General features: G+C 66.9%; 26 protein-coding genes. 23 read left to right on the forward strand and 3 right to left on the reverse strand.

What is annotated here, in order from left to right:
* The 4 genes from DQG17_RS18820 to DQG17_RS18835 all read left to right on the forward strand — a co-directional run.
* The coding region (locus tag DQG17_RS18820) for an ABC transporter substrate-binding protein (RefSeq protein ID WP_157973683.1) at positions 1 to 1,150 on the forward strand (1,150 nt) is incomplete at its 5' end.
* Positions 1,151 to 1,220: 70 nt separating this feature from the next.
* Positions 1,221 to 2,087, forward strand: coding sequence for a carbohydrate ABC transporter permease (locus tag DQG17_RS18825; RefSeq protein ID WP_116134421.1), 867 nt, complete (start codon positions 1,221 to 1,223; stop codon positions 2,085 to 2,087).
* The gene (locus DQG17_RS18830; protein ID WP_116134422.1) at positions 2,084 to 2,893 is read left to right on the forward strand and encodes a carbohydrate ABC transporter permease; all 810 of its coding nucleotides are present in this window, start codon (positions 2,084 to 2,086) and stop codon (positions 2,891 to 2,893) included. Before DQG17_RS18825 ends, DQG17_RS18830 begins: the two co-directional genes overlap by 4 nt.
* A 143-nt stretch (positions 2,894 to 3,036) precedes the next feature.
* A complete protein-coding gene (locus tag DQG17_RS18835) occupies positions 3,037 to 4,281 on the forward strand; it encodes an ROK family transcriptional regulator (protein WP_157973684.1) in 1,245 nt (414 codons plus the stop codon).
* A 94-nt stretch (positions 4,282 to 4,375) separates the two neighbouring features.
* Here DQG17_RS18835 and DQG17_RS18840 read toward each other — a convergent pair whose 3' ends face one another.
* The 3 genes from DQG17_RS18840 to DQG17_RS18850 all read right to left on the reverse strand — a co-directional run bounded on the left by DQG17_RS18840 (position 4,376) and on the right by DQG17_RS18850 (position 8,147).
* Positions 4,376 to 6,097, reverse strand: a complete 1,722-nt coding sequence (locus DQG17_RS18840) for a GH116 family glycosyl hydrolase (RefSeq protein ID WP_198666206.1) — start codon at positions 6,095 to 6,097, stop codon at positions 4,376 to 4,378.
* Positions 6,094 to 7,161 (reverse strand): ROK family protein, encoded by a 1,068-nt coding sequence (locus DQG17_RS18845; protein WP_157973685.1) that lies wholly within the window; start codon positions 7,159 to 7,161, stop codon positions 6,094 to 6,096. Before DQG17_RS18845 ends, DQG17_RS18840 begins: the two co-directional genes overlap by 4 nt.
* Before the next feature lie 371 nt (positions 7,162 to 7,532).
* On the reverse strand, positions 7,533 to 8,147 hold the full coding sequence (locus DQG17_RS18850) for a GNAT family N-acetyltransferase (RefSeq protein ID WP_116134425.1): 615 nt from the start codon (positions 8,145 to 8,147) through the stop codon (positions 7,533 to 7,535).
* 237 nt (positions 8,148 to 8,384) lie between these two features.
* Here DQG17_RS18850 and DQG17_RS18855 point away from each other — a divergent pair, with 237 nt between their 5' ends.
* The 19 genes from DQG17_RS18855 to DQG17_RS18945 all read left to right on the forward strand — a co-directional run bounded on the left by DQG17_RS18855 (position 8,385) and on the right by DQG17_RS18945 (position 26,014).
* On the forward strand, positions 8,385 to 9,725 hold the full coding sequence (locus DQG17_RS18855) for an extracellular solute-binding protein (protein WP_116134426.1): 1,341 nt from the start codon (positions 8,385 to 8,387) through the stop codon (positions 9,723 to 9,725).
* A gap of 61 nt (positions 9,726 to 9,786) precedes the next feature.
* A complete protein-coding gene (locus DQG17_RS18860) occupies positions 9,787 to 10,674 on the forward strand; it encodes a carbohydrate ABC transporter permease (protein ID WP_116134427.1) in 888 nt (295 codons plus the stop codon).
* Positions 10,675 to 10,679: 5 nt separating this feature from the next.
* Positions 10,680 to 11,516: a carbohydrate ABC transporter permease gene (locus tag DQG17_RS18865; protein ID WP_232829506.1), complete on the forward strand. Its 837-nt coding sequence runs from the start codon at positions 10,680 to 10,682 to the stop codon at positions 11,514 to 11,516.
* 200 nt (positions 11,517 to 11,716) lie between these two features.
* Complete coding sequence (locus DQG17_RS18870) at positions 11,717 to 12,382, forward strand: GntR family transcriptional regulator (protein ID WP_116134428.1); 666 nt, start codon at positions 11,717 to 11,719, stop codon at positions 12,380 to 12,382.
* Positions 12,383 to 12,598: 216 nt separating this feature from the next.
* A complete protein-coding gene (locus DQG17_RS18875; RefSeq protein WP_116134429.1) occupies positions 12,599 to 13,381 on the forward strand; it encodes an SDR family oxidoreductase in 783 nt (260 codons plus the stop codon).
* Positions 13,381 to 14,913: an aldehyde dehydrogenase family protein gene (locus DQG17_RS18880; protein ID WP_116134430.1), complete on the forward strand. Its 1,533-nt coding sequence runs from the start codon at positions 13,381 to 13,383 to the stop codon at positions 14,911 to 14,913. The genes DQG17_RS18875 and DQG17_RS18880 overlap by 1 nt, the downstream gene beginning before the upstream one ends.
* Positions 14,906 to 15,709: an ABC transporter ATP-binding protein gene (locus DQG17_RS18885; protein WP_116134431.1), complete on the forward strand. Its 804-nt coding sequence runs from the start codon at positions 14,906 to 14,908 to the stop codon at positions 15,707 to 15,709. Before DQG17_RS18880 ends, DQG17_RS18885 begins: the two co-directional genes overlap by 8 nt.
* Positions 15,710 to 15,761: 52 nt before the next feature.
* Positions 15,762 to 16,532 carry an ABC transporter permease gene (locus DQG17_RS18890; RefSeq protein WP_157973686.1) on the forward strand — a complete coding sequence of 257 codons (771 nt, stop codon included), beginning with the start codon at positions 15,762 to 15,764 and terminating at the stop codon, positions 16,530 to 16,532.
* 96 nt (positions 16,533 to 16,628) lie between these two features.
* Positions 16,629 to 17,630, forward strand: coding sequence for an ABC transporter substrate-binding protein (locus DQG17_RS18895; RefSeq protein WP_116134433.1), 1,002 nt, complete (start codon positions 16,629 to 16,631; stop codon positions 17,628 to 17,630).
* Positions 17,631 to 17,679: 49 nt separating this feature from the next.
* The gene (locus DQG17_RS18900) at positions 17,680 to 18,615 is read left to right on the forward strand and encodes an ABC transporter substrate-binding protein (protein WP_157973687.1); all 936 of its coding nucleotides are present in this window, start codon (positions 17,680 to 17,682) and stop codon (positions 18,613 to 18,615) included.
* 1 nt (position 18,616) lies between these two features.
* Positions 18,617 to 19,795 (forward strand): FAD-binding oxidoreductase, encoded by a 1,179-nt coding sequence (locus DQG17_RS18905; RefSeq protein WP_116134435.1) that lies wholly within the window; start codon positions 18,617 to 18,619, stop codon positions 19,793 to 19,795.
* Complete coding sequence (locus tag DQG17_RS18910; RefSeq protein ID WP_116134436.1) at positions 19,792 to 20,061, forward strand: (2Fe-2S)-binding protein; 270 nt, start codon at positions 19,792 to 19,794, stop codon at positions 20,059 to 20,061. Before DQG17_RS18905 ends, DQG17_RS18910 begins: the two co-directional genes overlap by 4 nt.
* Positions 20,058 to 21,491: an NAD(P)/FAD-dependent oxidoreductase gene (locus tag DQG17_RS18915; RefSeq protein ID WP_116134437.1), complete on the forward strand. Its 1,434-nt coding sequence runs from the start codon at positions 20,058 to 20,060 to the stop codon at positions 21,489 to 21,491. Before DQG17_RS18910 ends, DQG17_RS18915 begins: the two co-directional genes overlap by 4 nt.
* Positions 21,488 to 21,997 carry a PPC domain-containing DNA-binding protein gene (locus DQG17_RS18920; protein WP_116134438.1) on the forward strand — a complete coding sequence of 170 codons (510 nt, stop codon included), beginning with the start codon at positions 21,488 to 21,490 and terminating at the stop codon, positions 21,995 to 21,997. Before DQG17_RS18915 ends, DQG17_RS18920 begins: the two co-directional genes overlap by 4 nt.
* Positions 21,998 to 22,025: 28 nt before the next feature.
* The gene (locus DQG17_RS18925) at positions 22,026 to 22,598 is read left to right on the forward strand and encodes an ECF transporter S component (RefSeq protein WP_116134439.1); all 573 of its coding nucleotides are present in this window, start codon (positions 22,026 to 22,028) and stop codon (positions 22,596 to 22,598) included.
* A gap of 3 nt (positions 22,599 to 22,601) precedes the next feature.
* Positions 22,602 to 23,390 carry an energy-coupling factor transporter transmembrane protein EcfT gene (locus DQG17_RS18930; RefSeq protein ID WP_116134440.1) on the forward strand — a complete coding sequence of 263 codons (789 nt, stop codon included), beginning with the start codon at positions 22,602 to 22,604 and terminating at the stop codon, positions 23,388 to 23,390.
* Entirely contained in the window at positions 23,381 to 24,238 is an 858-nt protein-coding gene (locus tag DQG17_RS18935; RefSeq protein WP_157973688.1) for an energy-coupling factor ABC transporter ATP-binding protein, read from the forward strand. The genes DQG17_RS18930 and DQG17_RS18935 overlap by 10 nt, the downstream gene beginning before the upstream one ends.
* The gene (locus tag DQG17_RS18940; protein WP_116134442.1) at positions 24,235 to 25,068 is read left to right on the forward strand and encodes an energy-coupling factor ABC transporter ATP-binding protein; all 834 of its coding nucleotides are present in this window, start codon (positions 24,235 to 24,237) and stop codon (positions 25,066 to 25,068) included. The genes DQG17_RS18935 and DQG17_RS18940 overlap by 4 nt, the downstream gene beginning before the upstream one ends.
* The gene (locus tag DQG17_RS18945) at positions 25,052 to 26,014 is read left to right on the forward strand and encodes a nucleoside hydrolase (protein WP_116134443.1); all 963 of its coding nucleotides are present in this window, start codon (positions 25,052 to 25,054) and stop codon (positions 26,012 to 26,014) included. The genes DQG17_RS18940 and DQG17_RS18945 overlap by 17 nt, the downstream gene beginning before the upstream one ends.
* The last annotated feature ends 6 nt before the right edge of the window (positions 26,015 to 26,020 follow it).

The following is a 26,020-nucleotide window of genomic DNA, read 5'->3' on the forward strand; positions in this document are numbered from 1 at the left end:
GATTGCCGGCCGCGATGGCGGATACGGCAAGGCGCTCGAAGTTGCGGTCGCGGCCTATACCAAGGCCCATCCCGACGTCGAGGTCGAGCGGCTGGAGCTGACCGGCGGCGGCCTGCTGGAAAAGGTGACCATCGCGATGCGCGAAAAGTCGCCCGCCTATGACGTCATCATGATGGACGACCCCTGGGCGCCCGAATTCATGTCCAAGGGCTGGCTGGCCGATCTGGGCGCGGGTATCGACGAGGATTTCGTCGCGCCCGCCCGCGCGGTGTCGCGCTATCCGGTCGGCACCGGCACCTATTACGCCCTGCCCTTTGTCGGCAACGTGGAACTCTTCGCCTACAACCGGGCGCTGTTCGAAAAGCACGGGCTGAACCGCCCCGAGAAATGGACCGACGCGCTGGCCGCAGCGAAGACGATTTCCGAGGCGGGCGACGGGGTTTCGGGCGTGGTATTCCGCGGCAAGAAGGCCAACCCGATTGTGACGGGCTTCCTGCCGGTGCTCTGGGCCTATGGCGGGCATGTGGTGACGCCCGAGGGCAAGGCGGGGCTCGACAGCCCCGAGGCGGTCGATGCGCTGAAGATGTTCCTCGATCTGGCCAAATACGCGCCGAAGGGCGTCGCGACCTATGACGCGACCGAAGTGCGCGACGCGATCCAGACCGGGACCGCCGCCATGGCGATGGAGGTCTGGCCTGCCTGGGTGCCCTCGATGGACGATCCCGCGGTCTCGAAAGTCGCGGGCGAGATCGAGATCATGGCAGCCCCCGGTCAGACCGAGGGGCCGAAGCCGATGCTTGGCGCCTGGCTTGTCGCCATCCCCGCCGCCTCGGAACGTCAGGAGGTCGCGCGCGATTTCCTGACCTTCCTGACCTCGGCCGACATGCAGAAGACCCTGGCGCTCGAGGTCGGCACGCCGCCCACCCGCGCCTCGGTCTATGCCGACCCCGAGGTGGTTGCCGCCTATCGCTGGTATCCCGCGCAGATCGCCGCGCTTGAGGCCTCGCAGCCGCGTCCGCGCACGGCCGCCTGGTCGAAGATCGAGGCGATCATGGGCGATTATCTGCAGCTTGCCCTGATCGGCGAGATGACGCCCGAGGATGCGCTGGCCGAAGCCAACGGCAAGGTCGCCCGCGCGCTGGAAGACTGAGCGCCCGCGATACAGCCGACCACGCGGCGGGTGACCCCGCCGCGCCTTCCTTCCTTTGTCAAAGTGCGCCATGACCCGGTCCCGCAATCAGGCCCTGCTGCTGATCCTGCCCGCTGTCGCGATACTGGCGTTCCTGACGCTCTATCCGCTGGGCCGGGGCATCGCGCTGTCGTTCTTTTCGACCGAATACGGGTTCGAGGGCGCGAAATTCGTCGGGCTGCGCAATTATCAGGACCTGTTCAGCGACCGTTTCTTCACCCGCGCGGCGCGGAATACCGTCCAGTTCACCCTGCTTGCGACCCTCAGCGAACTGGCGCTTGGCCTTGCGCTGGCGCTGATGGTCAACCGCCCGTTTCCGGGCCGATCCGTCGTCATTCCGCTGCTGGTGGCGCCCTTCGTTCTGTCGACCATGGTGGTCACGGCGATCTGGAGCGCCTGGATGCATTATGACCTCGGCTATCTCAACAACCTGCTGCGCGCGATGGGGCTCGATCCCGTGCCCTGGCTGTTCCAGCCCGACCTTGCGCTTTATTCGCTGGTGCTGATCGACCTGTGGCAGACCACGCCCATCGTGTTCCTGATCCTGCTCGCAGGGCTGCGCGGCATCGACCCCGAGATCTATGAGGCCGCGCGGATGGACGGCGCCTCGCCGCCCTTCATGCTGCTGACCATCACCCTGCCGCTTTTGCTGCCGCATCTGCTGCTGGCGGGGCTTTTGCGCTCCATCGACAGCTTCAAGATCTTCGACAAGGTCTTTGCGCTGACCGGCGGCGGCCCGGGTCAGGCGACCGAGACGCTGTCGATGTACCTTTATCGCCTCGGCTTCCGGTTTTTCGAGATCGGCATGGCCTCGGCCGTTGCCATGATCATGGTGGCCATCGCGGGCGGACTTGCGGCGGTCTATGCGCTCAGCATCCTGCGGGGGGGCCGCGCATGAGCCGGCTGCGGATCGCGATGATCTGGGCCGTGACGGTTATCCTGTTCTGGCCGATCCTGTGGATGGTGATGACCTCGTTCAAGCCGCCGGGGGAATATGTCTCGACCTCGATCTCGATCCTGCCCCATGCGCCGAGCCTCGAGCATTTCCGCCAGATCGCCGCCGACGGCATCCTCGGCAAGGTGATGAATTCGCTGATCGTCACCGCAGGCGCCGCGATCCTGTCGCTGCTGGCGGGATTTCCCGCCGCCTATGCGCTGGTGCGGATGCGCCTGCCCGCGCGGCTCGACAAGGCGTTTCTGGTCTTCGTGCTGCTGGTCAAATTGGCGCCGCCGCTGGTTCTGGCCATTCCGCTCTATCAGGTGCTGCGCGGGGTCCATCTGCTCGACACGCTCGGCGGGCTGATCCTAGTCTATCAGGTCTATACCCTGCCGTTCGCGATCTGGATGCTGCTCGGCTTCGTGCGCGATGTCGCGCCAAGCTATGAGGAGGCGGCGGTGATGGACGGGGCGGGCCTTGGCTATCGTCTTGTGACCATCGTGCTGCCGATCATGGCACCGGGGATTGCCGCCACCTTCATCCTGCTGACGATCCTTGCCTGGAACGAATTCGCCTATGCGCTGCTGTTCATCCAGACGCCGTCGCATTTTACCCTGCCCACCTATATCGCCACCCTGATCACCGAGGACGAAACCTTCTGGGGCCGGCTGATGGCCATCGGCCTTGTCGCCTCGCTGCCGATCCTGACGATCCTGGCGTTTTTCCAGCGGCATCTGGTCACGGGGCTCGCCGGCGGCCTGAAATAGCGCTGCCGCCGTGTCGCTGCGGCCATGGCGCCGGCGGAGCGATGATTCGCGCCTTGATGGCCGATGCTCCCCGGACATAAATGCCGGAGGAACAATGTGACGGCCTGCCGATGGGGCACCGTGGCGGGACCTGGAGCGGTTGTATGCGCGACGACGAGAATTTGCCCCCGAACCTGCGCCAGATCTCGGTCCGGTCGGCCATGAACATCCTCATTCGCGGCGCAAGATCCCGTGCCGATCTCGCCAAGGACACCGGCCTGTCAAAGCAGACCATGTCCGAAGTGATGAAATCGCTCGAAGCGGCGGGATGGGTGCGCGATGTAGGGACGACGACCGGGCGGCTTGGCCGGTCTGCGATCCTCTACGAGATCGACAGCCATGCCGGGGCGGTCCTCGGGCTCGACGTTGGCGCGACCCGGGTCAAGCTGGCGCTGACCGATGTGCTCGGCGCGCCGCTTGCCGCGCGCGAGCTGCGCACCGACAGCCTGCGCTCGGACAGGCTGGTCGAGGAGATCATGGATCGGGCCAACACGCTGATCGCCGAGGCCGGAGACGGCCGCCGCCTGCGCCATGCCTGCCTTGCCACGCCGGGCGCGATCAATCCCGCGACCGGGCAGCTGGCGATGGCGCCGAACCTGCCGTCGCTGACCGGGATCAACCTCGGTGCGGTGCTGCGCGAGGGGCTTGGCTGCGAGGTGACGGTCGAGAACGACGTGAACGCAGCCATCGTCGGCGAGCGCTGGCAGGGCGAGGCCCGCAATGCCGACTTCGCGGCCTATGTCGCACTTGGCACCGGCATCGGGCTGGGGCTGGTGGCCGGCGGGCAGCTTTTGCGCGGCGCCAGCGGGGCGGCGGGCGAGGTATCCTATCTGCCGATCGGCTCGGACAGTCTGGAGCCCGATTCGATTGCCCGCGGCGCGCTGGAACGCTCGCTCGGCGTCCGGTCTGTGCTGGCCGATTTCCTCGATCCCGAGGGCACCGCCGCCACCGTCCGGCGCTTTGCCGCGGCGGTCGACGCCGGGGCGCCCGAGGCCCTTGCCGCGCAGGGGCGGATCGGCGAGCTTGGCGCGCTGCTGGTGCTGTCGGTTCAGGCGATGTTCGATCCCGCGGTCATCGTGGTCGGCGGCATTCTGGGGCTGGTGCCCTCGGTCTTTGACAGGCTCGAGGCGGAACTGATGCGCCGGACCGCGCGTCCGGTCCATCTGGTGCGCGGATCGCTCGGCCTGCAGGCGACGGTGACGGGCGCGACCTATCTGGCGCTGACCGGGATGTTCAATCAGGTCTTCTCGCCGCAAACCGGCCCGCAGCTTCTGGACCTGCCCTGGCCGGTGCCGCAGGCGGGGTCCGGGGACACCACGAATGGCACAGCCGCCACAGGCGCGGAGTAATCCCCCGATCCTGCGATCCGAAAAAAAGGTGGCCGCCAGCGGGGGTGGACGCTGGCGGCCTGAATCCCGTCGGGACTGCGCTGTTGGGAGAGGATCAGCGCCCGTTGCGGGATAACCAGACATGGGCCGGCATGGCCGACCAGCCCTGAAGCAAGGAGCCGCGGCCCCAGGGCGGCGCAAAATACTCGAGCGCGCCGCACCAGCCGTTTTCAAGGCAGGTGCGCCACCAGCGGGTCAGCGCATAGGTCGGATCGCCGGCCTCGTGGTCGACCAGCTGCTCGGCATAAAGGCCGGTCAGATAGGGCCAGTCGGACCCGTTGTGATAGCGATAGGCAAAGATCGTCTTCTCGCGCGTGTCCGCACGGCGGGCGAAGGGCGGCCAGGCACACATGACGCCCCAATCGCCATAGGGCTGCTCGGGGTTGTTCCGGGTCTCGAGCATCTCGCGTGCGCACGCCAGCACCGCCTTTGCACGGTCCGGGCCGACGGCGCGGTAGCGCAACAGGGTCAGGCTGTCGAGCGTCAGGTGATCCTCGCGGAAATCCCGTTTGTCGCCGTAATCCGCGTAATACCCGGCCTCGGTCAGCAACTCGCCGTCAAGCGATGCGCGGGCCTGCGCCGCGGTCGCCTTCGCGGCCTCCGCCAGCACCGGATCGCGGCCCGCCCCAAGCCGGGCGATGGCGTCGAGCGCGCCGATCCAGAGGCCGATGTCATAGCTGACATAGCCGTGGCGATAGACGTTGTCGGCCCAGTCGCGGTCGTTCCTCGGCTTATAGGGCAGCCCGTTGCCGTGCTTGTCAAACCCGCGATAGCGCCGATAGATCGCCGCGATCTTGTCCCAATGGCGGTCGAGCGGCGCCCGATCGCCGGTCGCGTCGACATAATCGGCGACGGTCAGCACGAAGAACAGCGGGCTGTCGAAGTGGTCCGACCACCAGTCGCCGGGGCGCAGGTGTTCGATGACGATCTTCGGATGGCTCTGGCGCACCTTCTCCCAGCGTTCGGCCTGGGCATCGCCGGTCAGGATCACCCCGCTCGGGGCCTCGCCATCGGGTTGCAGGCCGCGGGCCAGCAGCTCGATCTGTGCCGCGACGATCTCGGGTTCGCGGTCGAGCAGGATCTGCAGCGTCCAGTAGCCATCGCGGTAATAGGTGCGGGCCGGCGCGGAATAGGATTGCCCGGCGGCAAGGCCGGCAAATGCACCGGCCGAATCCCGGCGGATGCTCGAAAGCCCGGCATGCAGGCTTTGCGCGACCATGGTCCGCATCAGCGGATCGGCGCCCGGGGCCGCATCGCAGCGTGCCGCATATTCCGCGGCCTCCTGCCGGATCGCATCGGCGCTCATCTCAAGCGCCGCCCCGGCCTCGGCCTCGCTGTCACCGGCGGCGACGCGCAGCCCCTCGTCCGTGGTCTCGATGATCGTCACGCCCCAGGCGGTGCGCAGGATCCGGCGCGCGCCTTTCCGCTCGGCCGGGCGGGCAGGTTCGGGCGCGCTCCACCAGGCACCGCGGCGGGCCGCGGCGGCGCGTTTCAACGCCGCGCCCAGGATCAGAACAACCGGCTTCGATTGCGCGACATAGAGCCCGCCACCCGGCCATTCGGCCCGGTTCGGGGTATAGAACACCTCGGCCTCGGGCAGATCGAGCGACAGGGTCGACAGATGCCCCGCACCCCAAAGCGACAGCGTCAGCTTGCCGTCCGGGTGCAGATCGCCCTGCAGCCGCGGCGCCATGAAGGGCAGAAGCACCGGGACCGGCGCGCGCAACCGGCCGTCGGGCTGGGGCTGCAATGGCAGAATGTCGAATTCGGGTGTCACGTGGCAACTCCGGTGGTGTCGGTCGGGGCCGGCGCCGACGCCGGCCGCGGCAGGGGAAGGCCGGCCAGGTCCGAGGCAAGGACCACCGCGCCCATCATTCCGGCGGCCGGCCCCAGCGATGCCTGCGCCACCGCAAGCGAGAATGGCAGGAGCCGTTCCGCCTCGGATCGCATCCGGTCGTAAAAGCGTCTTTGCATGCCGATGCCGCCGCCGATCACGATCAGGTCGGGATCGAGGATCGCCTGCAGGCTGGCAAGCCCGCGCGCGGCGTCGGCCGCGGTCTCGGCAATCGCCGCCGCGGCAGCGCGGTCGCCGTCGTCGGCACGCGCAAACAGGGTGCGGACGTCCGGCATGTCCTTGCCGTAGCGCGCGCGCAGCGAGGCCGTGCCGACCCGGTCCTCGAATTGTCCGGCCTCCGAGACCGCCGCCTCGGCTGCGGCGTCGGCGGCGACGGGCAGATAGCTGATCTCGCCCGCGCGGCCGCTGGCGCCGCGCAGGATGCGGCCCCGCGACACCAGCCCGAGGCCGACGCCGGTGCCGAACGACAGAAAGCACACCAGATCGAGCCCCCGGCCAGCCCCAAGCCGGGCCTCGGCGAGGGCGGCGAGGTTGACGTCGTTTTCGAGGATCACCGGCATGCCAAGCGCAATTCCCAGATCCTCGCCCAGGGGACGGTCGGGCGTGAAGGGGATATTGGGCGACAATTCCAGCGTGCCCTGCGCCTGATCGACCGAGGCCGGCACCCCGATTGCAACGGCCGCGGTCGGGCGGGCGTCGCGCAATGTCGCGATGGTCTTCACGATCTGGGCAAAGACCAGATCCTCGCTGGCGGCGGCAGTCGGCTCCAGCAGCTCGTGTCCGAAACTTCCCCCGGGCGTCGTCGTGCCCGCGTGCAGTTTGGTGCCGCCAATGTCGAGCCCGATGGCCTGGGCATCGGCATGGGAGCCGGTGCCCGGAACGGCACCGGAGATCGCCGGGGGATCGAAACACGTGCCCGTTTGATGATCGCCCGTCTGCACGGTGCCCTCATTTTGTTCGGTCTGTTGACGAATTAGATAGATCATCCCGGCCGGTCTTTGCAACCACGAATTGAAGATGCGCCAGCATTTGTCTACCAGCTTGACAAATGGCATCGGCGATTTGTACCGTCCCGTGACATCTTTGCGAAAGTACGTCCCGTGATAGATTTGATCCCAGACAAACTTGCCGATTCCGCGGGCGGCCACGCCGGCACCGCGCGGTGCCGGCGGCCTGTGACTCTGGCAGGCGGAGGAATTTTCGGGTGAGGCAGGCGGCCAGCGTTCAAGCCATCAGGGCCCCCGCGCCCGTTCCAGCCGGAACGGTGGCGCAGGGCGAGCCCGGACAGGACGGTCGCGCCGGTTTCAACGGTATGAGGTTCGGGGACCCGGGCGGATGGCCCGGGCGCGCGCCGGGGTCAGGTACGGAATTTCATGCCGAACAGCACATGGCCATCGCGGCTGATATCCTCGAACCCGATGTGGCGATAGAATCCCTTGGCACGGTCGTTCGCCGGGCTGACGCCCAGATGCACGCCCGCCACGCCATGCGCCTTCAGCGCGGCAAGCTCGGTCTCGATCATCCGCTTGCCCCAGCCGGAGGATTGCGCATCGGGCAGGATGTTGATGTGCATGTGCGCCGGATACTCGGCCAGCAGCCAGGGTTCGCTGGCCTCGGGGCTGGCGATACGCGACAGCGCCATCGCGTCGCGCGGCCGGGTCGGCACCATCCCCGCGACCTTCGCGCGGATGTCCGGCCACCAGTCGGCGGCCAGACGGCGGTCGAAGGCTTCGGTATCGGGGGTTCCGATCACATAGCCGATGGCGCGCGCGCCATCTGCCAGAACAAAGGCGAAATCGGGCTCGAACCTCGCGTAGGGCACCGACCAGATGTAGCCCGGCAGCCGCGGATCGCTGAACAGCGCGCTGCCGTCGGTGCCATCTGCGGCGGTCCGCAGGCAGATCTCGAACAGCGCGTCGATGTCGGTGTCGACGGCGGGACGGATGGAAAGTCCGGAAGGGGCCGGGATCATGTCTGTCGCTTTCGTTCGTGTGGCGATCGGGAATCGGGCAGCGGCGCGGCAACCGGACCTATCAATAGATCGAGGACGCGCCGGGCGACAGGGGCCAATCGCCTCCCTTGCCGTCGCATCGGCACAGGGGTCTCGTCGGGCGCGACAATCCCGGCGAAGATCGCCACCCGCGAGCAGCGGTTCGACCGTTATACAGGTGCTAAATATTCCAACATCCAACTCCAAGAGGGCTAGATAATGCTTCACAGCTTCCGAACCAATGCCGCGAGGGCGCGGCGCGCCGGCGTAATGACCGGCACCGCCGCGGCGATGACGGCCTCGATGATGCTGGGCCATGCGGCGGCCGCGACAGATCTGCCGGTCTGGGACGATTATTCCTATGAGGGCCAGGTCGCCGTCATGGAAAGCCTGAACAAGAATTTCGAGGCGGCGCATCCGGACGTCAAGATCCAGCGCACGCAGCGGACCTTTGACGATCTCGCGCTGACGCTGAAGCTTGCGGTGTCCGCCGGCGACGGCCCGATCGTGACCAAGGTCAACCAGGGCGCCAAGGACATGGGCACCATGGCCCAGGAAGGCCTGCTGCTGCCGGTCGACGATTATATTGCCGAATATGGCTGGGCCGAGCGTCAGTCCGACTCGCTGCTGGCGCGCGACCGCTGGTCGGAAGACGGCCAGTTCGGCACCGGCCCCACCTATGGCATCTCGGGCCTCGCCGAGATCGTCGGGCTCTACTACAACCAGAAGGTCCTTGAAGATGCCGGCGTCGAGCTGCCTTTGACCAGCTTCGAGGATTTCCTTGCCGCGCTCGACAAGGTCAAGGCCTCGGGCCAGACGCCGATTGCCATGGGCACCGCCAAGCAGCACCTCGCGCTGCACCTTCTGGCCGCTGTCAGCCAGGCCCATATCGATGCCTCGGACCGCGCCCAGCTTGACGATCTCGTTTATGGCCGCGGTGGCTCCTGGAACACGCCGGGCAACCTCGAATCTGCCACGCTGATGCAGGACTGGGCCGAGAACGGCTATTTCACCGACGGCTTTCAGGGCATTTCGGGCGATGACGCGGTGCAATTGTTCATTGCCGGTCAGGCCGCGTTCATGACCTCGGGCACCTGGTATTTCGGTGACATGCAGATCAACCCCGATATCCACTTCATGGCGATCCCGGCGCCCGAGGGCATCAGCGCCCCGCTGTCCGTCGGCGGCGTCGATCTGGCCTGGGCGATCACCTCGATCGCGGATGACGACGCCTCGCGCGATCTCGCCGGCGCCTATATCGACTACATGGTCTCGCCCGAGGCCGCGATTGAATGGGCCAATGCCGGCTATCTGCCCTCGACCACGCTGCCCGACGACGCCGATGTCGACCTGGCGCCGCTGCTCACCGAAGGGGTCGCCATGTGGAAGACCCTGAATGCCAACGACGCCATCGGCCACTACCCCGACTGGGCAAGCCCGACGATGTTGAAGACCATCGACGACAACATGCCCCTGCTGCTGGCCGGTCGCCAGACACCGGAAGAGTTCATCGGCATGCTCGACACCGACTATGCCGGCTATCTGGCGAGCAAGAACTGATCCGCACACCCTGACCTCCCGCGGCCGTCCCGGACGGCCGCGGACCTGACTAGGAACCGCAATGAAAAGCTCTGTCCTTGATGCGCCGGCACGCAAGAACCTGATCTTCCTGCTGCCGGGTCTGATCCTCTATGCCACATTCGTGCTTGGCCCGATCATCGCCGCGGCGGTCCTGGGCTTCACCGAATGGAACGGGATCAGCGCCCCGAAATTCGTCTGGTTCAAGAACTATATCGAGCTTTTCGGCGATCCCTATTTCGGGATTGCGCTGCGCAACAACGCAATGCTGATGTTCTTCTACTGCGTGCTGCCCTTGCTGATCGGCGTCGCGCTTGCCTCGATCGTCAGTGCCATCAAGTCGCGCGAGCAACTGGCGATCCGCACGTTGCTGTTCATGCCCTATATCATGCCCTCGGCGGTTCTGGGCATCATCTGGCAGTGGCTCTACAATCCCGCCTTCGGCCCGATCAACCAGATCCTGAAGGGCCTCGGCCTTGGCGCGCTGGCGCTGCCGTGGCTTGGGGATTTCAACTTTGCCCTGCCGGCGGTCGGCATCGTCGCCACCTGGTATTACTTCGGCTTCTGCATGGTGATCTTCCTCACCGGCCTGCAGCGGCTGGACGATTCGGTGTTCGAGGCCGCCCGCGTCGACGGTGCGGGGTCCTTGTACATCTTCCGCCGCATCACCCTGCCGCTGCTTCTGCCCGAGATCCGTATCGTGCTGCTGCTGACGATCATCGCCTCGATCAAGAGCTTCGATCTGATCTTCACCATGACCCGCGGCGGGCCGGCCAACGCGACGCTGGTGCCGAACATCTACATGTACGAACTCGGCTTTCAGCTCGGCCGCTACGGCTATGCGGCCTCGGTCGCCATTATCGGCGCCATCCTCATCTTCATCGTCAACTACGCGGTCCATCGCTTCGTGCGTCCCGCGGACGGAGTCTAACGCCGATGGTCACCGCCTCCACCTCTCGCGCGATGAAGGCGTTGAGCTTTCGCATCGTCATGTGGCTCTTCACCCTGATGACGGTCATCCCCTTCGGCCTGCTGTTGCTGACCTCGCTGAAAAGCAAGAAGGACCTGTTCCGCGGCGCCTTCGTGCTGCCCGAGACCCCGCATTTCGAGAATTATGTCAGCGCCTGGGTCGACGGGCATTTCGGGATCTATTTCTGGAACTCGATCATCGTGGTGATCCCTGTGGTCGCCGTCAGTGTCGTGCTGGGGCTGATGACCGGGTTCGCCTTTGCCTTCCTCTCGTTCCCGTTCAAGCGGCTGACCTTTGCGGTGCTGACCATCGGCATGATGGTCCCGACCGAGGCCTTTATCATCCCGCTCTATTACCAGATGCGGTTCCTCGGGCTGCTGAACAGCTATGCCGCGATGATCCTGCCGCAGATCGCGATGTCGGTGCCGTTTGCCACGCTGTTCATGTCGCTTGCCATGCAGCAGTTGCCAAAGGAGGTGCTGGAGGCCGCGATGCTGGACGGTGCGCCGCGCGGCATGATCCTGCGCCGGGTCATCATCCCGCTGCTGAAGCCCGCAATCTCGTCGCTGGGGCTGTTCCTGTTCATCTGGACCTGGAACGAGTTCCTGATCCCGCTGGTGCTGGTCAACGACGACGTCTATCGGACCATGCCGCTCGGGATGCTGTTCTTTCAGGGCCGCTACACGGTCAATACCCCGGTGCTGACCGCCGGTGCGGTGCTGGTCATCGCCCCGATCATCGTCATCTATCTGATCTTCCAGCGGAAGTTCATCGAAGGCCTGACCGCCGGCGCCACCAAATAGGCGTCGGCCGGGCGACAGGCACGGACCGGACCCCGATCGCCGTCCGCATGGCTGCCCGTTAAGGGCACAATTCATGATTCCCTCTGCCGAGGCGATTGTGTACACATCGTCGTTGATCGCCATGCAACGCCACCCCTTCACGGCCAAAGGTCGCGTCCCATCGAACCAGCCCGTCAACTGGGCGGGAACAGGTTATTGAAATGCAGCTTGAATCGCCGCCGGCAACAACTCTTTCAGCCTCGATTCAATCTGTTATCGAAAGCGACATCGTCGACGGGCGGCTGCGGCCCGGCGACAAGCTCGACGAAGTGATGCTGGCCGAACGGCTTTCGACCTCGCGGACGCCGGTGCGCGAGGCGCTGCGCGCGCTTGCCTCCATCGGCCTCGTGAACATCAGACCGCGTGTCGGCGCAACTGTCGCCCGCCCGAGCGTATCGGAAGTCCTCGAGATGTTCGAAGTCGTGGCCGAGATGGAGGCCGTCGCCGTCCGTCTCGCCTGCGGCCGTGCCAACGCCGGCGACCGGACGCGCATCGTGCAACTGCATGAATTGTGTCAGGAAAAGGCGCAGAAGGGCACTGCCCAGGAATATTTCGACGCCAACAACGGCTTTCACGGCGCGATCTGGCACGCGTCGGGCAACCAGACGCTCGAAACCGAGATCTTCCGGATCAATCGCCGCCTCTCGCCCTATCGGCGGGTCATCACCTTCAATCCCGGCCGCACCCAGACGGCCATGGCGGAACACTTGACGATCATCAATGCGATCCGCGGCAACGATGCCGAGGCCGCCGCGACGGCGATGCGCGATCATGTCTCGATCCTGTCGGAAGACGTGATCAGCCTGGCGCACAATCTGAGGCTCTAGTCCGGGACTCCGGCCCCCTCCGCGTCATTTAAGTCCAAATATCGGGCACTTCCCGTTATCTTTGCACAAGGAGCCGCCTTGATACTGCAACGAAATGCGGCGTGGCCGGATTTTCTTGTATACACAGCATGATCGTCTTGTATTCATTGTGCGAAGGCGGTCGCACCTGAGCTTGACCGCCATGGCGGGCCGAACGCCCCTTCGAAAGGACGTTGCATGGATCTCGGACTCAACGGAAAGCGCGTGCTGATCACCGGTGGCTCGCAAGGCATCGGCGAAGGCGTGGCGCAGGTATTTGCCGAAGAGGGCGCGATCCTGCATCTGACCGCCCGCAATGCCGAAAGGCTCGAGGCAGTGGCAACCCGCCTGCGCAACGACCATGGCGCGGTGGTTTCCGTCTATCCCATGGACCTGACCGGGGGCGAGGCCCCGATCCGGCTGGCCGAGACGGTGGGCGATGTCGACGTGCTGATCAACAACGCGGGCGTGATCCCGGGCGGCAATCTGTTTTCCTCCGACGATGCAAGCTGGCGCGCGAACTGGGATCTGAAGATTTTCGGCTACATCAACATGTGCCGCGTCTATTATCGGAAGATGAAAGAGGCAGGCGGCGGCGTGATCATCAATGACATCGGCAATGCGGGCGAACGCTTTGATCCCGACTACATCGCCGGCACCACCGGCAATGCCAGTCTGATGGCCTTCACGCGCGCGCTTGGCGCCCGCAGCCTTGACGACAATATCCGCGTGGTCGGGGTCAATCCCGGGCCCGTCGATACCTCGCGCATCTACAAGCTGCTGCGCCGCCGCGCGCTCGACTGGTACAACGACGAAAGCCGGTGGGAGGAACTGCTGGCGACCTATCCGCTGAAACGCCCCGCCAAGGTGCGCGAGATTGCTGATCTGATGGCGTTCCTCGCCTCGTACCGCTCCGCCTATACCACCGGTACCATCTTTACCGTCGATGGCGGCATCGCCTCGCGCGCGTCGATCATCTGATGTCCCCGGCCCCGTCATCCCCGTTCCAGCCCTCGCTCGATCCGGCGCCCTGGCAGGACTTTCCGCTGTACATCGGCGGTGTCTGGACCGCGGCCCGGTCGATGGCGCGGCGCGAGGTTCTGCGACCGGCGACCGGGGCCGCGGGTTGGAGCGTGGCCGAGGCGGACACGGGCGACGTGGCCGCGGCCTGCGATGCGGCGGCCGGGGCCTTTGCCACATGGTCGGCGCTCGACAGCGACGAACGCGGACGGCTGTTGCGGGCGCTGGCGCAGATCGTGCGCGCACGCATGACGGACCTTGCCACGCTCGAGGCCGCAATCACCGGGCGGCCGATCCGCGAGATGCGCGCACAGATGTCGCGCATCCCGGAATGGCTCGAGTATTTCGCGGGCATAGCACTTGGCCTCGAAGGCGGTTCGAACCGGGTCAAGGGCGGGTTCCTGACCTATACCCGGTATCGTCCCCGCGGGGTCTGCGCCTTGCTGACGCCCTGGAACCACCCGATCCTGATCCTGACCAAGAAGCTTGGCGCAGCGCTCGCCGCGGGAAACACCGTGGTGGTGAAACCGTCTGAGCTTGCCCCGGTCACGCCGCTTTTGCTGGCCGACTGGGCGATCGAGGCGGGCCTGCCCGCGGGCGTCATCAACGTGGTGACGGGCGGCGGTGCGACCGGCGCGGCGCTCGTCGCCAATCCGCATGTCGCGCATATCGATCTGACCGGTGGCACGGCGACCGGCAAGCGCGTGGCCGCTGCCGCCGCCGAACGGCTGGTGCCCTGCACGCTGGAACTCGGCGGCAAGACCCCGGTGATCGTGTTCGACAGCGCCGATCTTGACGAGGCCGTGGCGGGCGCGCTGTTTGCCGGGTTCGTGGCCGCCGGGCAGACCTGCGTCTCGGGCAGCCGGTTCCTGGTGCAGCGGCCGGTCTATGAGGCGTTCCTCGACCGGCTCGGCGCCCGGGTGCGCGCCCTGCGGCAGGGCGATCCGGCCGAGATGGCGACAGATATCGGCCCGGTGATCTCGGCCGAGGCGCGCGACCGCTGCATGGGCTATGTCGCCCGGTCCCGCGATGCCGGGCTGCGGCTGATCGCGGGCGGCGAATTGCCCGATCTGCCGGGCCAGCTTGCGGGCGGTTTCTTTGTGCCCCCCACCGTCTTTGCCGACGTGCCGCCGGATGCGTCGCTGTTCTGCGACGAGGTTTTCGGCCCCGTCGTTTCGGTCACCCCGTTCGACACCGAAGACGAGGCCATAGCGCTTGCCAACGCCGGACCCTTCGCGCTTGGCGCCTCGGTCTGGACCCGCGATATCCTGCTGGCGCATCGCGTCGTCGACCGGCTGAAGGCCGGCGTGGTCTGGATCAACGATCACCACAAGAACGACCCGCGGTCGATCTGGGGCGGATCGGGCGAAAGCGGCTATGGCCACGAAAACGGCTGGGACGCGCTGCTCGGCTATCTGATCAAGGGATCAGTCACGGTGCGCACCGCGCCGGACTTTGCCGACTGGTTTGCCGGAGGCGACCGCTATGGCTGAACCGGCGCTGCGCGACACCGCGATGCCTGCGGTCGATGTCCGGAACCTGTCGCTGGTCTATCGGTCGCGCGACCGGGCCGTGAACGCGCTGTCGAATGTCGATCTGCAGGTCGAGCGGGGCAGCTTCGTCTCGCTGATCGGGCCGTCGGGCTGCGGGAAAAGCACGCTGCTGCGGGTTCTGGGCGATCTTCTGGCCCCGACGTCCGGCACCGTGCTGCTCGATGGCCGCGCGCCGCGGGCCGAGCGGCTGGACCGGCGGATCGGCTTTGTGTTTCAGGACCCGGCCCTGCCCGAGTGGCGCACCATCCTCGCCAATGTCGCCCTGCCGCTCGAACTGCGCGGCACCCCGCGCGCGGATCGCGAGGCGCAGGCGCGCGAGCTGATCGATCTGGTCGGGCTGACCGGCTTCGAGGGCGCCTATCCGCGCCAGTTGTCGGGGGGGATGCGCCAGCGCGCCGCGATTGCCCGGGCGCTTTCGACCAAGCCGCGGCTCCTGCTGCTCGACGAACCCTTTGGCGCGCTCGACCAGATCACCCGCGACCGGCTGAACCTGGAGCTGATGCACATCCACGAAGTGACGCGTGTGACCGTGGTGCTGGTGACCCATTCGATCCGCGAGGCGGTGCTGCTGTCGGACCGGATCGTGGTGATGACGCCGCGGCCGGGCCGGATCTCGCGCATTCTGGAAGACAGGCTGCCGCGGCCGCGCCGGCTGCAGACCCGCGATCTGCCGGACTATGAAGATCTCGTGCGGCTCGGCAACAGCGCGTTGGAACGGGGCTATGCCCATGTCTGAGCCTATGTCTCAGCCATTGTCCAAGACCGCTCCCGCCGCGAGACGCGCTGGCATGGTGCTTCGGCTGGTCGAGGAGGCAGGGCCGCCCATCGTCGTTCTGGTGGTGCTGATCGCGTTCTGGGAATGGGCCTGCCATGCCTTCGGGATCAAGACCTATGTCCTGCCCGCGCCCTCGTCGATTCTGGGCGCCTTCATCAAGGGCAGCAATACGCTTCTCTATCACGCCGGCATCACCGCCTTCGAGGCGATGGCGGGGTTCGTCATCGGCTCGGCGCTTGGCGCGCTTATCGGCACCGCATTCGCCTATTCGCGCTTTCTTGCCCGCGGCTTCCTGCCCTATATCATCGCCGCCAACACCATCCCGGTCGTCGCCATCGCGCCGATCATCATCATCTGGTTCGGCCATGGCATCGGCTCGAAAATCGCCGTCACAGCCTTCCTGTCGTTCTTCCCGCTTGCGCTGAACATGATGAAGGGGCTGCAAAGCTATGACCGGGTGGTGATGGATGTCTTTCACATCGCCGCCGCCACCCCGACACAGGCATTCTTCAAGATGCGGCTGCCAAGCGCGCTGCCCTATGTCTTTGTCGGGCTGAAGCTGAATGTCACCTTCTCGGTGATCGGCGCCATCGTGGCAGAGTTCGTGCAGGCCGACCGCGGTCTCGGCTTTGTCATAATGACGTCGTACCGGAGTATGGCGATGCCGCGGCTTTGGGCGGCGATGCTGCTGTCGGCGCTGATGGGTATCGTATTTTTCCTGATCGTCGCGGCGCTGGAGCGGGTCTTTGTCCCCTGGCACGCCTCGATGGATCCGGGCCGCTGACCGCGCCGCCCTGAGGGCAGCGCTCCAAAGACCCGGGCCGAACGGCCCGGAGACGACGACACGACAGGACCAACAGAGATATTGAAAGTGAGCACGATGAACAGGACAGTCTTCCTCTCGGCGATCGCCACGACAATGACGCTCGCCTGCACCGTCACGGCCTCTGCGGAATCCATGCGTCTCGAATGGGTGATCCAGGGCCAGTTCGCCGGCCCGATCCTTGCCATGGACAAGGGCTATTACAAGGACGCCGGCGTCGAGCTCGAACTGCGCCCCGCCGGACCCGACCTGAAACCCGCGATCATGGTCGCAACCGGTGTCGACACCTTCGGGATCGGCCATCCGAACCAGTTGATCGCCGCCCGCGCCAACGAAGTGCCGCTGGTCATGGTCAGCCAGTGGGGCCAGAAATCGGCCACCACCTATGTCGCGCCGAAAGATGCGGGCATCGCGACGCTGGCCGACATGCCGGGCCATTCGGTCGGGTTGTGGTTCGGCGGCGACGAACATGAATTTCTGGCGATGCTGAACAATGCAGGCGTCAAACAGACCGACGTCGATCTGGTCAGTCAGGGCTATGACATCGTCAGCTGGCTGAACAAGGATTACGACGTGATGCAGGTGACGCTCTATAACGAGCTGCTGCTCGTTTATCAGAACGGCTATACCCCCGAGGATCTGGTGTTCTTCGACCCCTCGGATTACGACTCGGCACTGATCTCGGGCGGGCTTTTCACCACCGAGGACGAGATCGCCAACAACCCCGACGTGGTCCAGAAGGTCGTCACCGCCTCGCTGCGCGGCTGGCAGGAGGCCTTTGCCGACCCCGAGGCCGCCGCCGACATCATGGTCAAGTACAACTCCGAACTCGACCGCGACTTCCAGATCGACCAGATCAAGGCGATGAAGCAGATTGCCTGCGCGGGCCCCACGCTCGAGGGCAAGTTCGGCGAAAGCGCGCTGGCCGACTATGAAACCGCCGAAAAGATCCTGCTCGACGCAAAGCTGATCGACACCTCGATCGATCTGTCGAAGGCCTTCACCAACGCCTTTGTCGATGCCGCCCCCGCCGAATATCGCAAGATCGACTGCAACTGACCCACGCTCCGGGCCTTCGGGCCCGGCCGCCAGGACCTGGAAAGAGACCATGAGGGAAATCCGCATCCGCCTGCTCTGGCACAAGCAGGCCCAGTTCGCCGGCTATCTTCTGGCCGAGGCGCTTGGCCTTGCGCGGCCCGCAGGCGTAAAAATCGTCTGCGAGGGTCTGGATTTCTCGAACAAGCATGTCGGCGCGGTGTTGGCGGGCAAGACGCAAATGGCGGTGGCAAGCCCGGCGCATATGCTCGAATCCGCCGATCCCGCAGCGCTGCGGTGGCTTTTGACCATCCAGCAGGAAAGCCCGCTGGTCTATCCTGCCCGCCGCGGCGACGGCATTTCGACCCTTGCCGATCTGGCGGGCCGGTCGGCCGGGGTGTGGCCGGGGCACGAGGATCTGGAACTGCGCTGGATGCTGAAATCCGCCGGTCTGCCCGATGGCGCCGTAACCCGGATCGAGATGCCCGACACCACCGGCCCCTTCCTCGCGGGCGAGATCGCGACCGGCCAGATGACGAGCTATCACGAGCTTCATCAGGTCGAACGCCAGATCCCGGCCGAGGATCTGGTGATCTTCGACGCCAGGACCTCGGGCTGCAGCATCCTGAAGGACGGGCTGATCGCCTCGGCCGCATTGTGCCGGGACGAGCCCGAGGTGGTGCAGGCCGTGGTCGATGCTGTTCTCGAAGGCTGGACCATTGCCTTCACCGACCCCGAGCGCGCGATTGCCGCCTGCCTTGACGCCCGCCCCGACCGCACCCGCGCCGAGGAAACGGCCCAACTGGCCGCGATCCGGCGCCTTTCGCTCTGCGGGGCGACACTGAGCCACGGGCTCGGCTATCCCGATCCCACCCATATGGCGCGCGCTGCACAGGCGCTGTCCGAGGTCGAAGGCCATGCGCCCGACACCGACGGCCTGATCTGCCCCGGCTTCTGGCAGGCAGCCCCCGCCGGTTTCCGCCGCGCCGACTGGTCTGCAGGGGCCTGAGATGAGCGCGCTTCCCCGCACGGCTGAGGTGATCGTGGTCGGCGGCGGCGTCGTCGGGCTGGCGACGGCGCTCGCGCTGGCCGAGGCCGGCCTGGCGCCCGTGGTGGTGGAGGCGAAATCCTTCGGCGGTGCGGTCACCGGCGGCAGTCTGGCGGGGATTGGCGCGCATATGCACGGGCTGCCGGAATACGATCTGATGCGCGCGGCCTGCGGGCTGTGGCGCGATCTTGCCACGGATACCGGCAATCCGTTCGAATACCGGGCGCAGGGCCAGATCGGTTTCATCCTCGATCCGCGCGACGTGGCAAGCGGCGAGACCTGGGTGCGGGAAGAACGCGCCCTTGGTGCCGACTGCCGCATGCTGACCCCGGCCGAGGCAAGCGAGGTCGAACCCCTGTTGACCGGCCCCATCGTCGCCGCGACCTTCGCGCCCGACACCGCGACCGTGAACCCGTTTCTGGCCGCGCGAACCCTGCTGCGGCGTGCCTGCGAAAAGGGGGCCCGCGCCTTTGAACATACACCCATCACCGCCCTGACGGTCGAGGATGACCGGATCCGGGGCGTCCAGACGGCAAGCGGCGAGCGGATTGCCGCGGCCCATGTCGTGCTGGCCGCAGGCCCCTGGACCGCCAATCTGGCAGCAATGGCCAACGTTGCGCTGCCGCTGGTGCCACGGCAGGCGCAATGCCTCGCCTCGGTCCGCCAGCCGCCCGACACCCTGCGCCGGGTCATCAGCGCGGTCGAGGATGCGGGCGGCGTCAACAGCGGCTACACCCAGATCCAGCAGGCGCAGAGCGGCCAGATCCTGTTCAACACTGTCACCGCGCCCACCGCCACCCCGCCCGAGGCAAAGGACCAGATCCGCGAGGTGCCGCCGGGGTTTGTGGTCGAATCGATCGACATGCTGCTGCGGCTGTTCCCGGCGCTGGCGCAGATCGAGCTTCTGCGCTCCTGGGTGCGGTTCGAGGCGGTCTCGCCCGATCACCGCTTTCTGGCCGGTCCCTTGCCCGTCGCGGGGCTGTGGGTCTGCGCGGGCGACAACGGCTCGGGCTATTGCCGGGCCCTGATGCTTGGCCGCTACATGGCAGGCCGCATCGGCGGCGGGGCGAGCCTGCCCGATGCGCTGATCGAACAGGCCGGCCGCCTTTACGATCCGGCCCGGTTCGGGGAGGTGGCATGAGCGAAGACCGGACCATCGGCGTGATCCTCGACGGTGTGCCAAGCCGCTGTGCCGAGGGCCTGCCGCTGACCAGCCTGCTGGCCGCCCGTGCGCCCGGCTGGCGCGCAAGCCCGCGGGCGGGCGCACCCCGCGGCATGTTCTGCGGCATGGGGCTTTGCTTTGAATGCATGGTCGAGGTCGATGGCCGCCCGGCGCGCGCCTGTCTTGAAACCGCGCGCGAGGGGATGAAGATCCGCACCGCGACGGGACCGGGGGCAGGTTCATGACGGCGCGGCTGCACGTCGATGTCGCGGTGATCGGCGCCGGCCCGGGCGGTCTGGCGGCGGCGCGGGCGGCGGCCGAGGGCGGGGCGCGGGTCGTCTGCCTCGATCTTTTCGCGGCCGCGGGCGGGCAGTATCACATGCAGCCGACCCAGCCCGAGAGCCGCTTTGCCCAGACCCCGCAGGTTCTGTCCGGCCGCGATGCGGCCCGGGCCGCGCGGTCGGCGGGTGTCGAGATCCTGACCCGGACCGAGGTCTTCTGGGTCGCGGGGACGGAGGATGGCGGCTATTGCCTCAGTGCCTGTCAGGCGGGAGCCGAGGCGCTGTCGATCCGTGCCACAACCCTTGTCGTCGCCTCGGGCGCGATGGAGCGGCCGCTGCCGTTTCCCGGCTGGACGCTGCCCGGTGTCATCGGCGCCGGGGCCGCGCAAAGGCTGCTCAAGACCGGCACCGGGGCGCTGCCGGTGCCGGGCAAGGCGGTGTTGGCGGGATCGGGGCCGTTCCTGATGGCGGTCGCGCAGACCTTCGCCAAGGCGGGCCAGCCGCTTGCCCACTTCGTCGAGTACAGGCGCCCGAACCCGCGCGCCACGGCACGCCTGCTGGCGCGGCATCTGCGAAAGCTCGCCGAAGCGTTTGGCCTGCTGCGCGATCTGCGCCGCAGCGGGGCCGAACGGCATTTCGGCCATATCGTCACCCGCGCGCTTGGCAAGGACCGGCTGGAGGCGGTGGAGATCGCGCCCATCGACGCCTCCGGCCGCCCCGATCCCGCCCGCGTGCAGCGGATCGAGGGGGTCGGGACGCTGGCCATCGGCTATGGCTTTCAGCCGGTGACCGACGTGACGGCGGCGCTCGGGGCTGACCATGGCTTCGATCCTGCCCTTGGCGGCTGGCACTGCATCGTCGATCCCGCGACAGGGGCAAGCTCGCGCCCCGGGCTCTATGCTGCGGGCGAGGTGTCGGGGATCGGCGGGGCGAGTCCTGCGCGCCTGTCCGGGCGGATCGCCGGATCCCATGCCGCAGCCGCCGCCCTCGGCCGTGCGGCACCCGATGCGGCGATTGTCGCGCCTCTGGCCGCCGAACTCGCCGCGGCGCGCGGCTTTGCCCGCGGGCTTGCCGCACTTTACCCGCCGCTGCCGGACCTGCCGCTCGACCTCGCCCCGGACGAGGTCCTGTGCCGCTGCGAGGATGTCACCCTCGCCGAGGTCCGCGCCGCCGTCGCCGATGGCGCGCGCGAGACCTTCGCGGTCAAGATGTGGACCCGCGCCGGCATGGGCCCGTGTCAGGGCCGGATCTGCGGTGCCGCCATTGCCGCCGAATTGCGGCGCGCCGGAACCCGACCCGAGGCGGCGGGGTTCAACCGTCCGCACCTGCCGCTCAGGCCCACCCCGCTGCCGGTCGTTCGCGCAGCCCTTGCCGCCGAAAGGGGCAGCACATGACCCGATCCGAACCAGCCAACCCGCTTTACAGCCAAGGCCGCTTCGTCGCCCTGCGCCTCGGCCCCGGCGACGAGGTGCTGGGCAGCCTGATCGACTTCGTGGTGGCAGAGGGCATTGCCGCCGCCGCCATCGCCTCGTCCGTCGGCTCGCTGACCCAGGCCGCGATCCGCTTTGCCAACCAGCCCGACGCAACCTGGCTCGAGGGGCATTTCGAGGTCGTCTCGCTGATCGGCACGCTCGAATGCGCCGCCCCGGGCGAGGCGCTGAATGGCGCGACCGAACCCGCAGAGGGCGGCGCCCATGTGCATCTGTCGATCTCGGACGGCGACGGACGGGTGATCGGCGGCCACATGATGCTTGGGTGTCGTGTCTATACGACACTCGAAATCGTGCTTCTGGTGCTCGACGACGTCGGCTTCACCCGAGAGCACTGCGACCGCTCGGGTTATCCCGAACTGGTGATCCGGCCCGCGGGACACAGCGGCAATCAAGAGGTTTCAGAATGACCTTCAAGAAACAAAGGGACAAAACGACATGAGACTCGATACCCGAACCCTGGTGCTGATGGCTGTCGCCATCGTCATCAACGTCGTCGTGGGCCAGATTGCCGTCTGGGTCAAACTGCCGCTCTATGTCGACGCGGTCGGCACGGTGCTGGTCGCCATCCTTGCCGGGCCGATTGCCGGCGCGCTGACCGGCGTTCTGACCAACCTGATCTGGGGGCTGGTGTCCGACCCGACCGCGGCGGCATTCTTCCCGGTCTCGATGGTGGTCGGCCTGCTTGCCGGCTGGCTTGCCCGGATCGGCTGGTTCCGCTCGATCGGGATGACGGTTGCAGCGGGCGCCGTGATCGGGGTGATCTCGACCATCGTGGCGATCCCGATCATCGTCTACATGTTCGGCGGCGTCACCGGCGCCGGCACCGATTTCGCCACCGCCTATCTGGTCGCGGTCGGCCACGAACTGGTCCGGTCCGTCGCCATCGCGAACCTCGTGCAGAACCTTGCCGACAAGATCCTGACCTGTCTGCTGGCCTGGCTGATCGTCAAGCGTCTGCCCCTGCGGTTCAGTTCGGGCTTTGCCTTCTTCGCCCACTCGAAGGTCTGATCCATGGCCGTCGCGCGTCCCTCCGGTTCGGACCACGCCCTGCTCTATGTGCCGGGCACAAGCTGGCTGCACCGGCTCAACCCCATGACCAAGCTTGTCGCCGTGCTGTGGATCGCGGTCGCGGCCTTCGTGCTGCCGACCGCGGGCACGATCGCGTTGGCCGGTCTTGCCGCGGCGACAGGCATTCTGGCGGGGGCGGGAAAGGTCTTTGCGCGGCGGCTTGCCTTCACGTTGACACCGCTGACGGTTGCCCTGTTCGTGGTCCACGGTCTGCTCGTGGGCCACGGCAACCAGACCGACTGGTTCGGTCTGACGGTCAGCCGGGATGGCATTGCCTTCATGTTCCATATCCTCGGGCGGATTGCGGCGCTGCTGGCGGGATCGCTGCTGTTCGTCACCACGACCCATCCCGCCCGGCTTCTCAAGGCGCTCGATTCAAAGGGCTTTCCCCCCGGTATGGCCTATCTGATCGCCAGCCCGCTGCTGCTGCTCGACCCGTTCACGACGCGCGCGCGGGCGATCCGCGAGGCACAGTCGGCCCGCGGGCTTGACCTGAACGGCAGCCTGATGACCCGGATCCGCGCCTTTCCCGCATTGCTGATGCCGCTGATCACGCTGGCTTTGGCCGATATCGACCATCGCGCGCAGGTTCTCGACGGCCGCGGGTTTCGCGCCGTCCCTCGGCGCACGGTGCTCGACCCGCCGCCCGACAGTCCGGCCCAGCTCTGGGCCCGGCGGCTGATCCTGATCAGTATTCCCTTCCAGATAGCCGGAGGCCTGTTGTGGCGCTGATCGAGGTCGACAACCTGACATTCGGGTACGAGCCGGACGCGCCCGTGCTCGATGGCATCACCCTTGAGATTGCCGAGGGCGAGCGGATCGCGATCCTTGGCGGCAACGGCTCGGGCAAGAGCACGCTGGCGCAATGGATCGCGGGCTGGCTGCCGCGCGGCGCCCACAAGGCAAGCCAGGGCGAGGTGCGGGTGAACGGCACGACCTGGCAGGGCCTCGACGCCCGGACCCGCACCGAGACCGTGCAATTCGTCGGTCAGGTGCCGATGCAGCAGCTTTCGGGGTTCGCCTTTACCGTCTGGGACGAGATCGTCTTCGGCCCCGGCAACCTCGGCCTGCCGCCGGACGAGATCGTGGCGCGGGCCGAACGGGCGGTTGCCATGTGCAACCTCGCCCACCTGCTCGAGCGCGATCCCTTCTCGCTGTCGGGCGGCGAACAGCAGCGGCTGTCGATTGCCGCGGCGCTGGCGATGCAGCCGCGCGCGCTGGTGCTTGACGAACCGACCGGCAATTTCGACCCCGAGTCGCGCGATATCCTGCTGGCACAGATGGCCGACCTGCCGGGCGGGCTGACCACGATCTGGTGCGATGTGGCGCTTGGCCCGCCGCTTGTCGTCGCCGACCGCTTTTTGCTGCTCGACGAGGCGCGGATTGTCTTTGACGGCGATGCGCGGGCGTTTCTGGCCCATCCCCGGACCCGCGATATCTTTGGCCTGCCCGCGGTTGCCGAAGTGGCGGCGCTGCTGGCGAAGGCCGGGCGCTGGCCGGGTGGCATCCTGCCGCCGTTCGATCTGGACGAGGCGGTGGCGGCCTTCGGGGCCGTTATGGAAGGGACGATACCGGCATGAACGCACCGCTTCTGGACCTGCGCGCGGTCGGCTTCGCCTATGGTGAAACGCCGGTGTTGCGCGACATCTCGTTTGCCGTGCATCCGGGCGAGGTTGTGGCGCTGGTCGGGCGCAACGGCGCCGGCAAAAGCACCATGCTGCGGCTTCTGAACGGATTGCTGCGCCCCGACGCGGGCACGGTGCTGATCGACGGCGCCGATACCGCAGACCGCAAGGTCAGCGAGCTTGCCCGCACCGTCGGCACCGTGTTTCAGGCGCCCGAACAGCAGATCTTCAACGCCACGGTGCGCAGCGAGATCGCTTTTGGCCCGGCGCAACTGAACCTTGGCGAAGACGCGCTGCAGGCCCGCATCGCCGAGGCCGTGGCCCGCACCGGGCTCGAGGGGCTGCTCGATACCCATCCGCTCGACCTCGACGCGGCGACCCGGCGGTTTGTCGCGATTGCCTCGGTGCTGGCCTGCGCCCCGCGTCTGCTGCTGCTTGACGAGGCGCAGAGGGGGCTTGACCGGCAGCGGCGCGCCCGGCTTGCCGACATCATCGCCGAGGAACGCGCGGCGGGGCGTGCCATCGTCCTTGTCTGCCACGACATGGACTTCGTCGCCGATACTGCCGACCGGGTGCTGGGGCTTGCGGGCGGCCTGCTTGCCGTCGATGCCACCGTGCGCAGGTTCTTCGCCGACGAACAGGCGCCCCACAGCGTCTCGGTCGAGCGGCCGCAGATTGCGGTGCTTGCCGCAGCGCTCGGCCTGCCCGTTGCGCTGACCCCGGCCGAGCTGGTCGCACGGCTCGTCCCGACTATGGAAGGAGACGCCGATGCGTCTGATCATTGATACCGACACCGCAGGCGACGACGCCTTTTCGATCCTGCTGGCGCTCAAGGCGCCGCAGGTCACGCTCGAGGCGATCACCATCTGCAATGGCAATGTCGATTTCCTGCAGCAGGCGGAAAACGCGCTCTATACGCTCGAGGTTGCGGGCGCAGGCGGCAAGGTGCCGGTCTATCTCGGCTGTCCCAGACCGATGCTGCGCAAGCCCGTCGATGCCACCGAATTCTTCGGTGAAGACGGGATGAGCGACGCCGGTTTCCCGAAGGCGCGCCAGCGCCCCGAACCGGACCATGCCGTCGACCGGATCATCGATCTGGTGATGTCGAACCCCGGCGAGATCGAAATCATCGCCCAGGCGCCGCTGACCAATATCGCCGCCGCCTATGTCAAGGAGCCGCGGATCGCGCAGGCGCTGAAGCACCTGTGGGTGATGGGCGGCACAGACAATGCGCTTGGCAACACCACGCCCGCGTCCGAGTTCAATTTCTATTGCGACCCCGAGGCGGCGAAGATCGTCGTCAACGCGGGCTTTGCGCTGACGCTGTCGACCTGGACGCTGACGATGACCTCGGGCCTGTTGCCCGACCCCGCGCTGCGCCGGATCGAGGCCATGGACACGGCGCTGTCGCGGTTCTTCCTGCGGATCTCGCAGGCGCCCTTCAAGCGCACCGCGATGCGCTATGGCCGTCCGCTCAGCACCCATCCCGACAGCCTGACCTGCGCCTGCGCCATCGACCCGAGCGTCATGCTCGAGGCCGCCGACTGCCTTGTCGATGTCGAGACCCAGGGCGAGCTGACCCGTGCCTATTCCTCGGTCTGCACGCCCCTGACGCCCGCCGAGGCCGAGATCGACAAGCTCTGGTACGCCGATCCGCCGAATGCGCGGGTGATCCGCCGCGCCGACACCGACCGTTTCGCCGAGATGCTGATCGCAGCCCTCGCCGACTGACCACAA

Source organism: Tropicimonas sp. IMCC34043, from assembly GCF_003390845.1.
Classification (GTDB): Bacteria; Pseudomonadota; Alphaproteobacteria; order Rhodobacterales; family Rhodobacteraceae; genus Tropicimonas.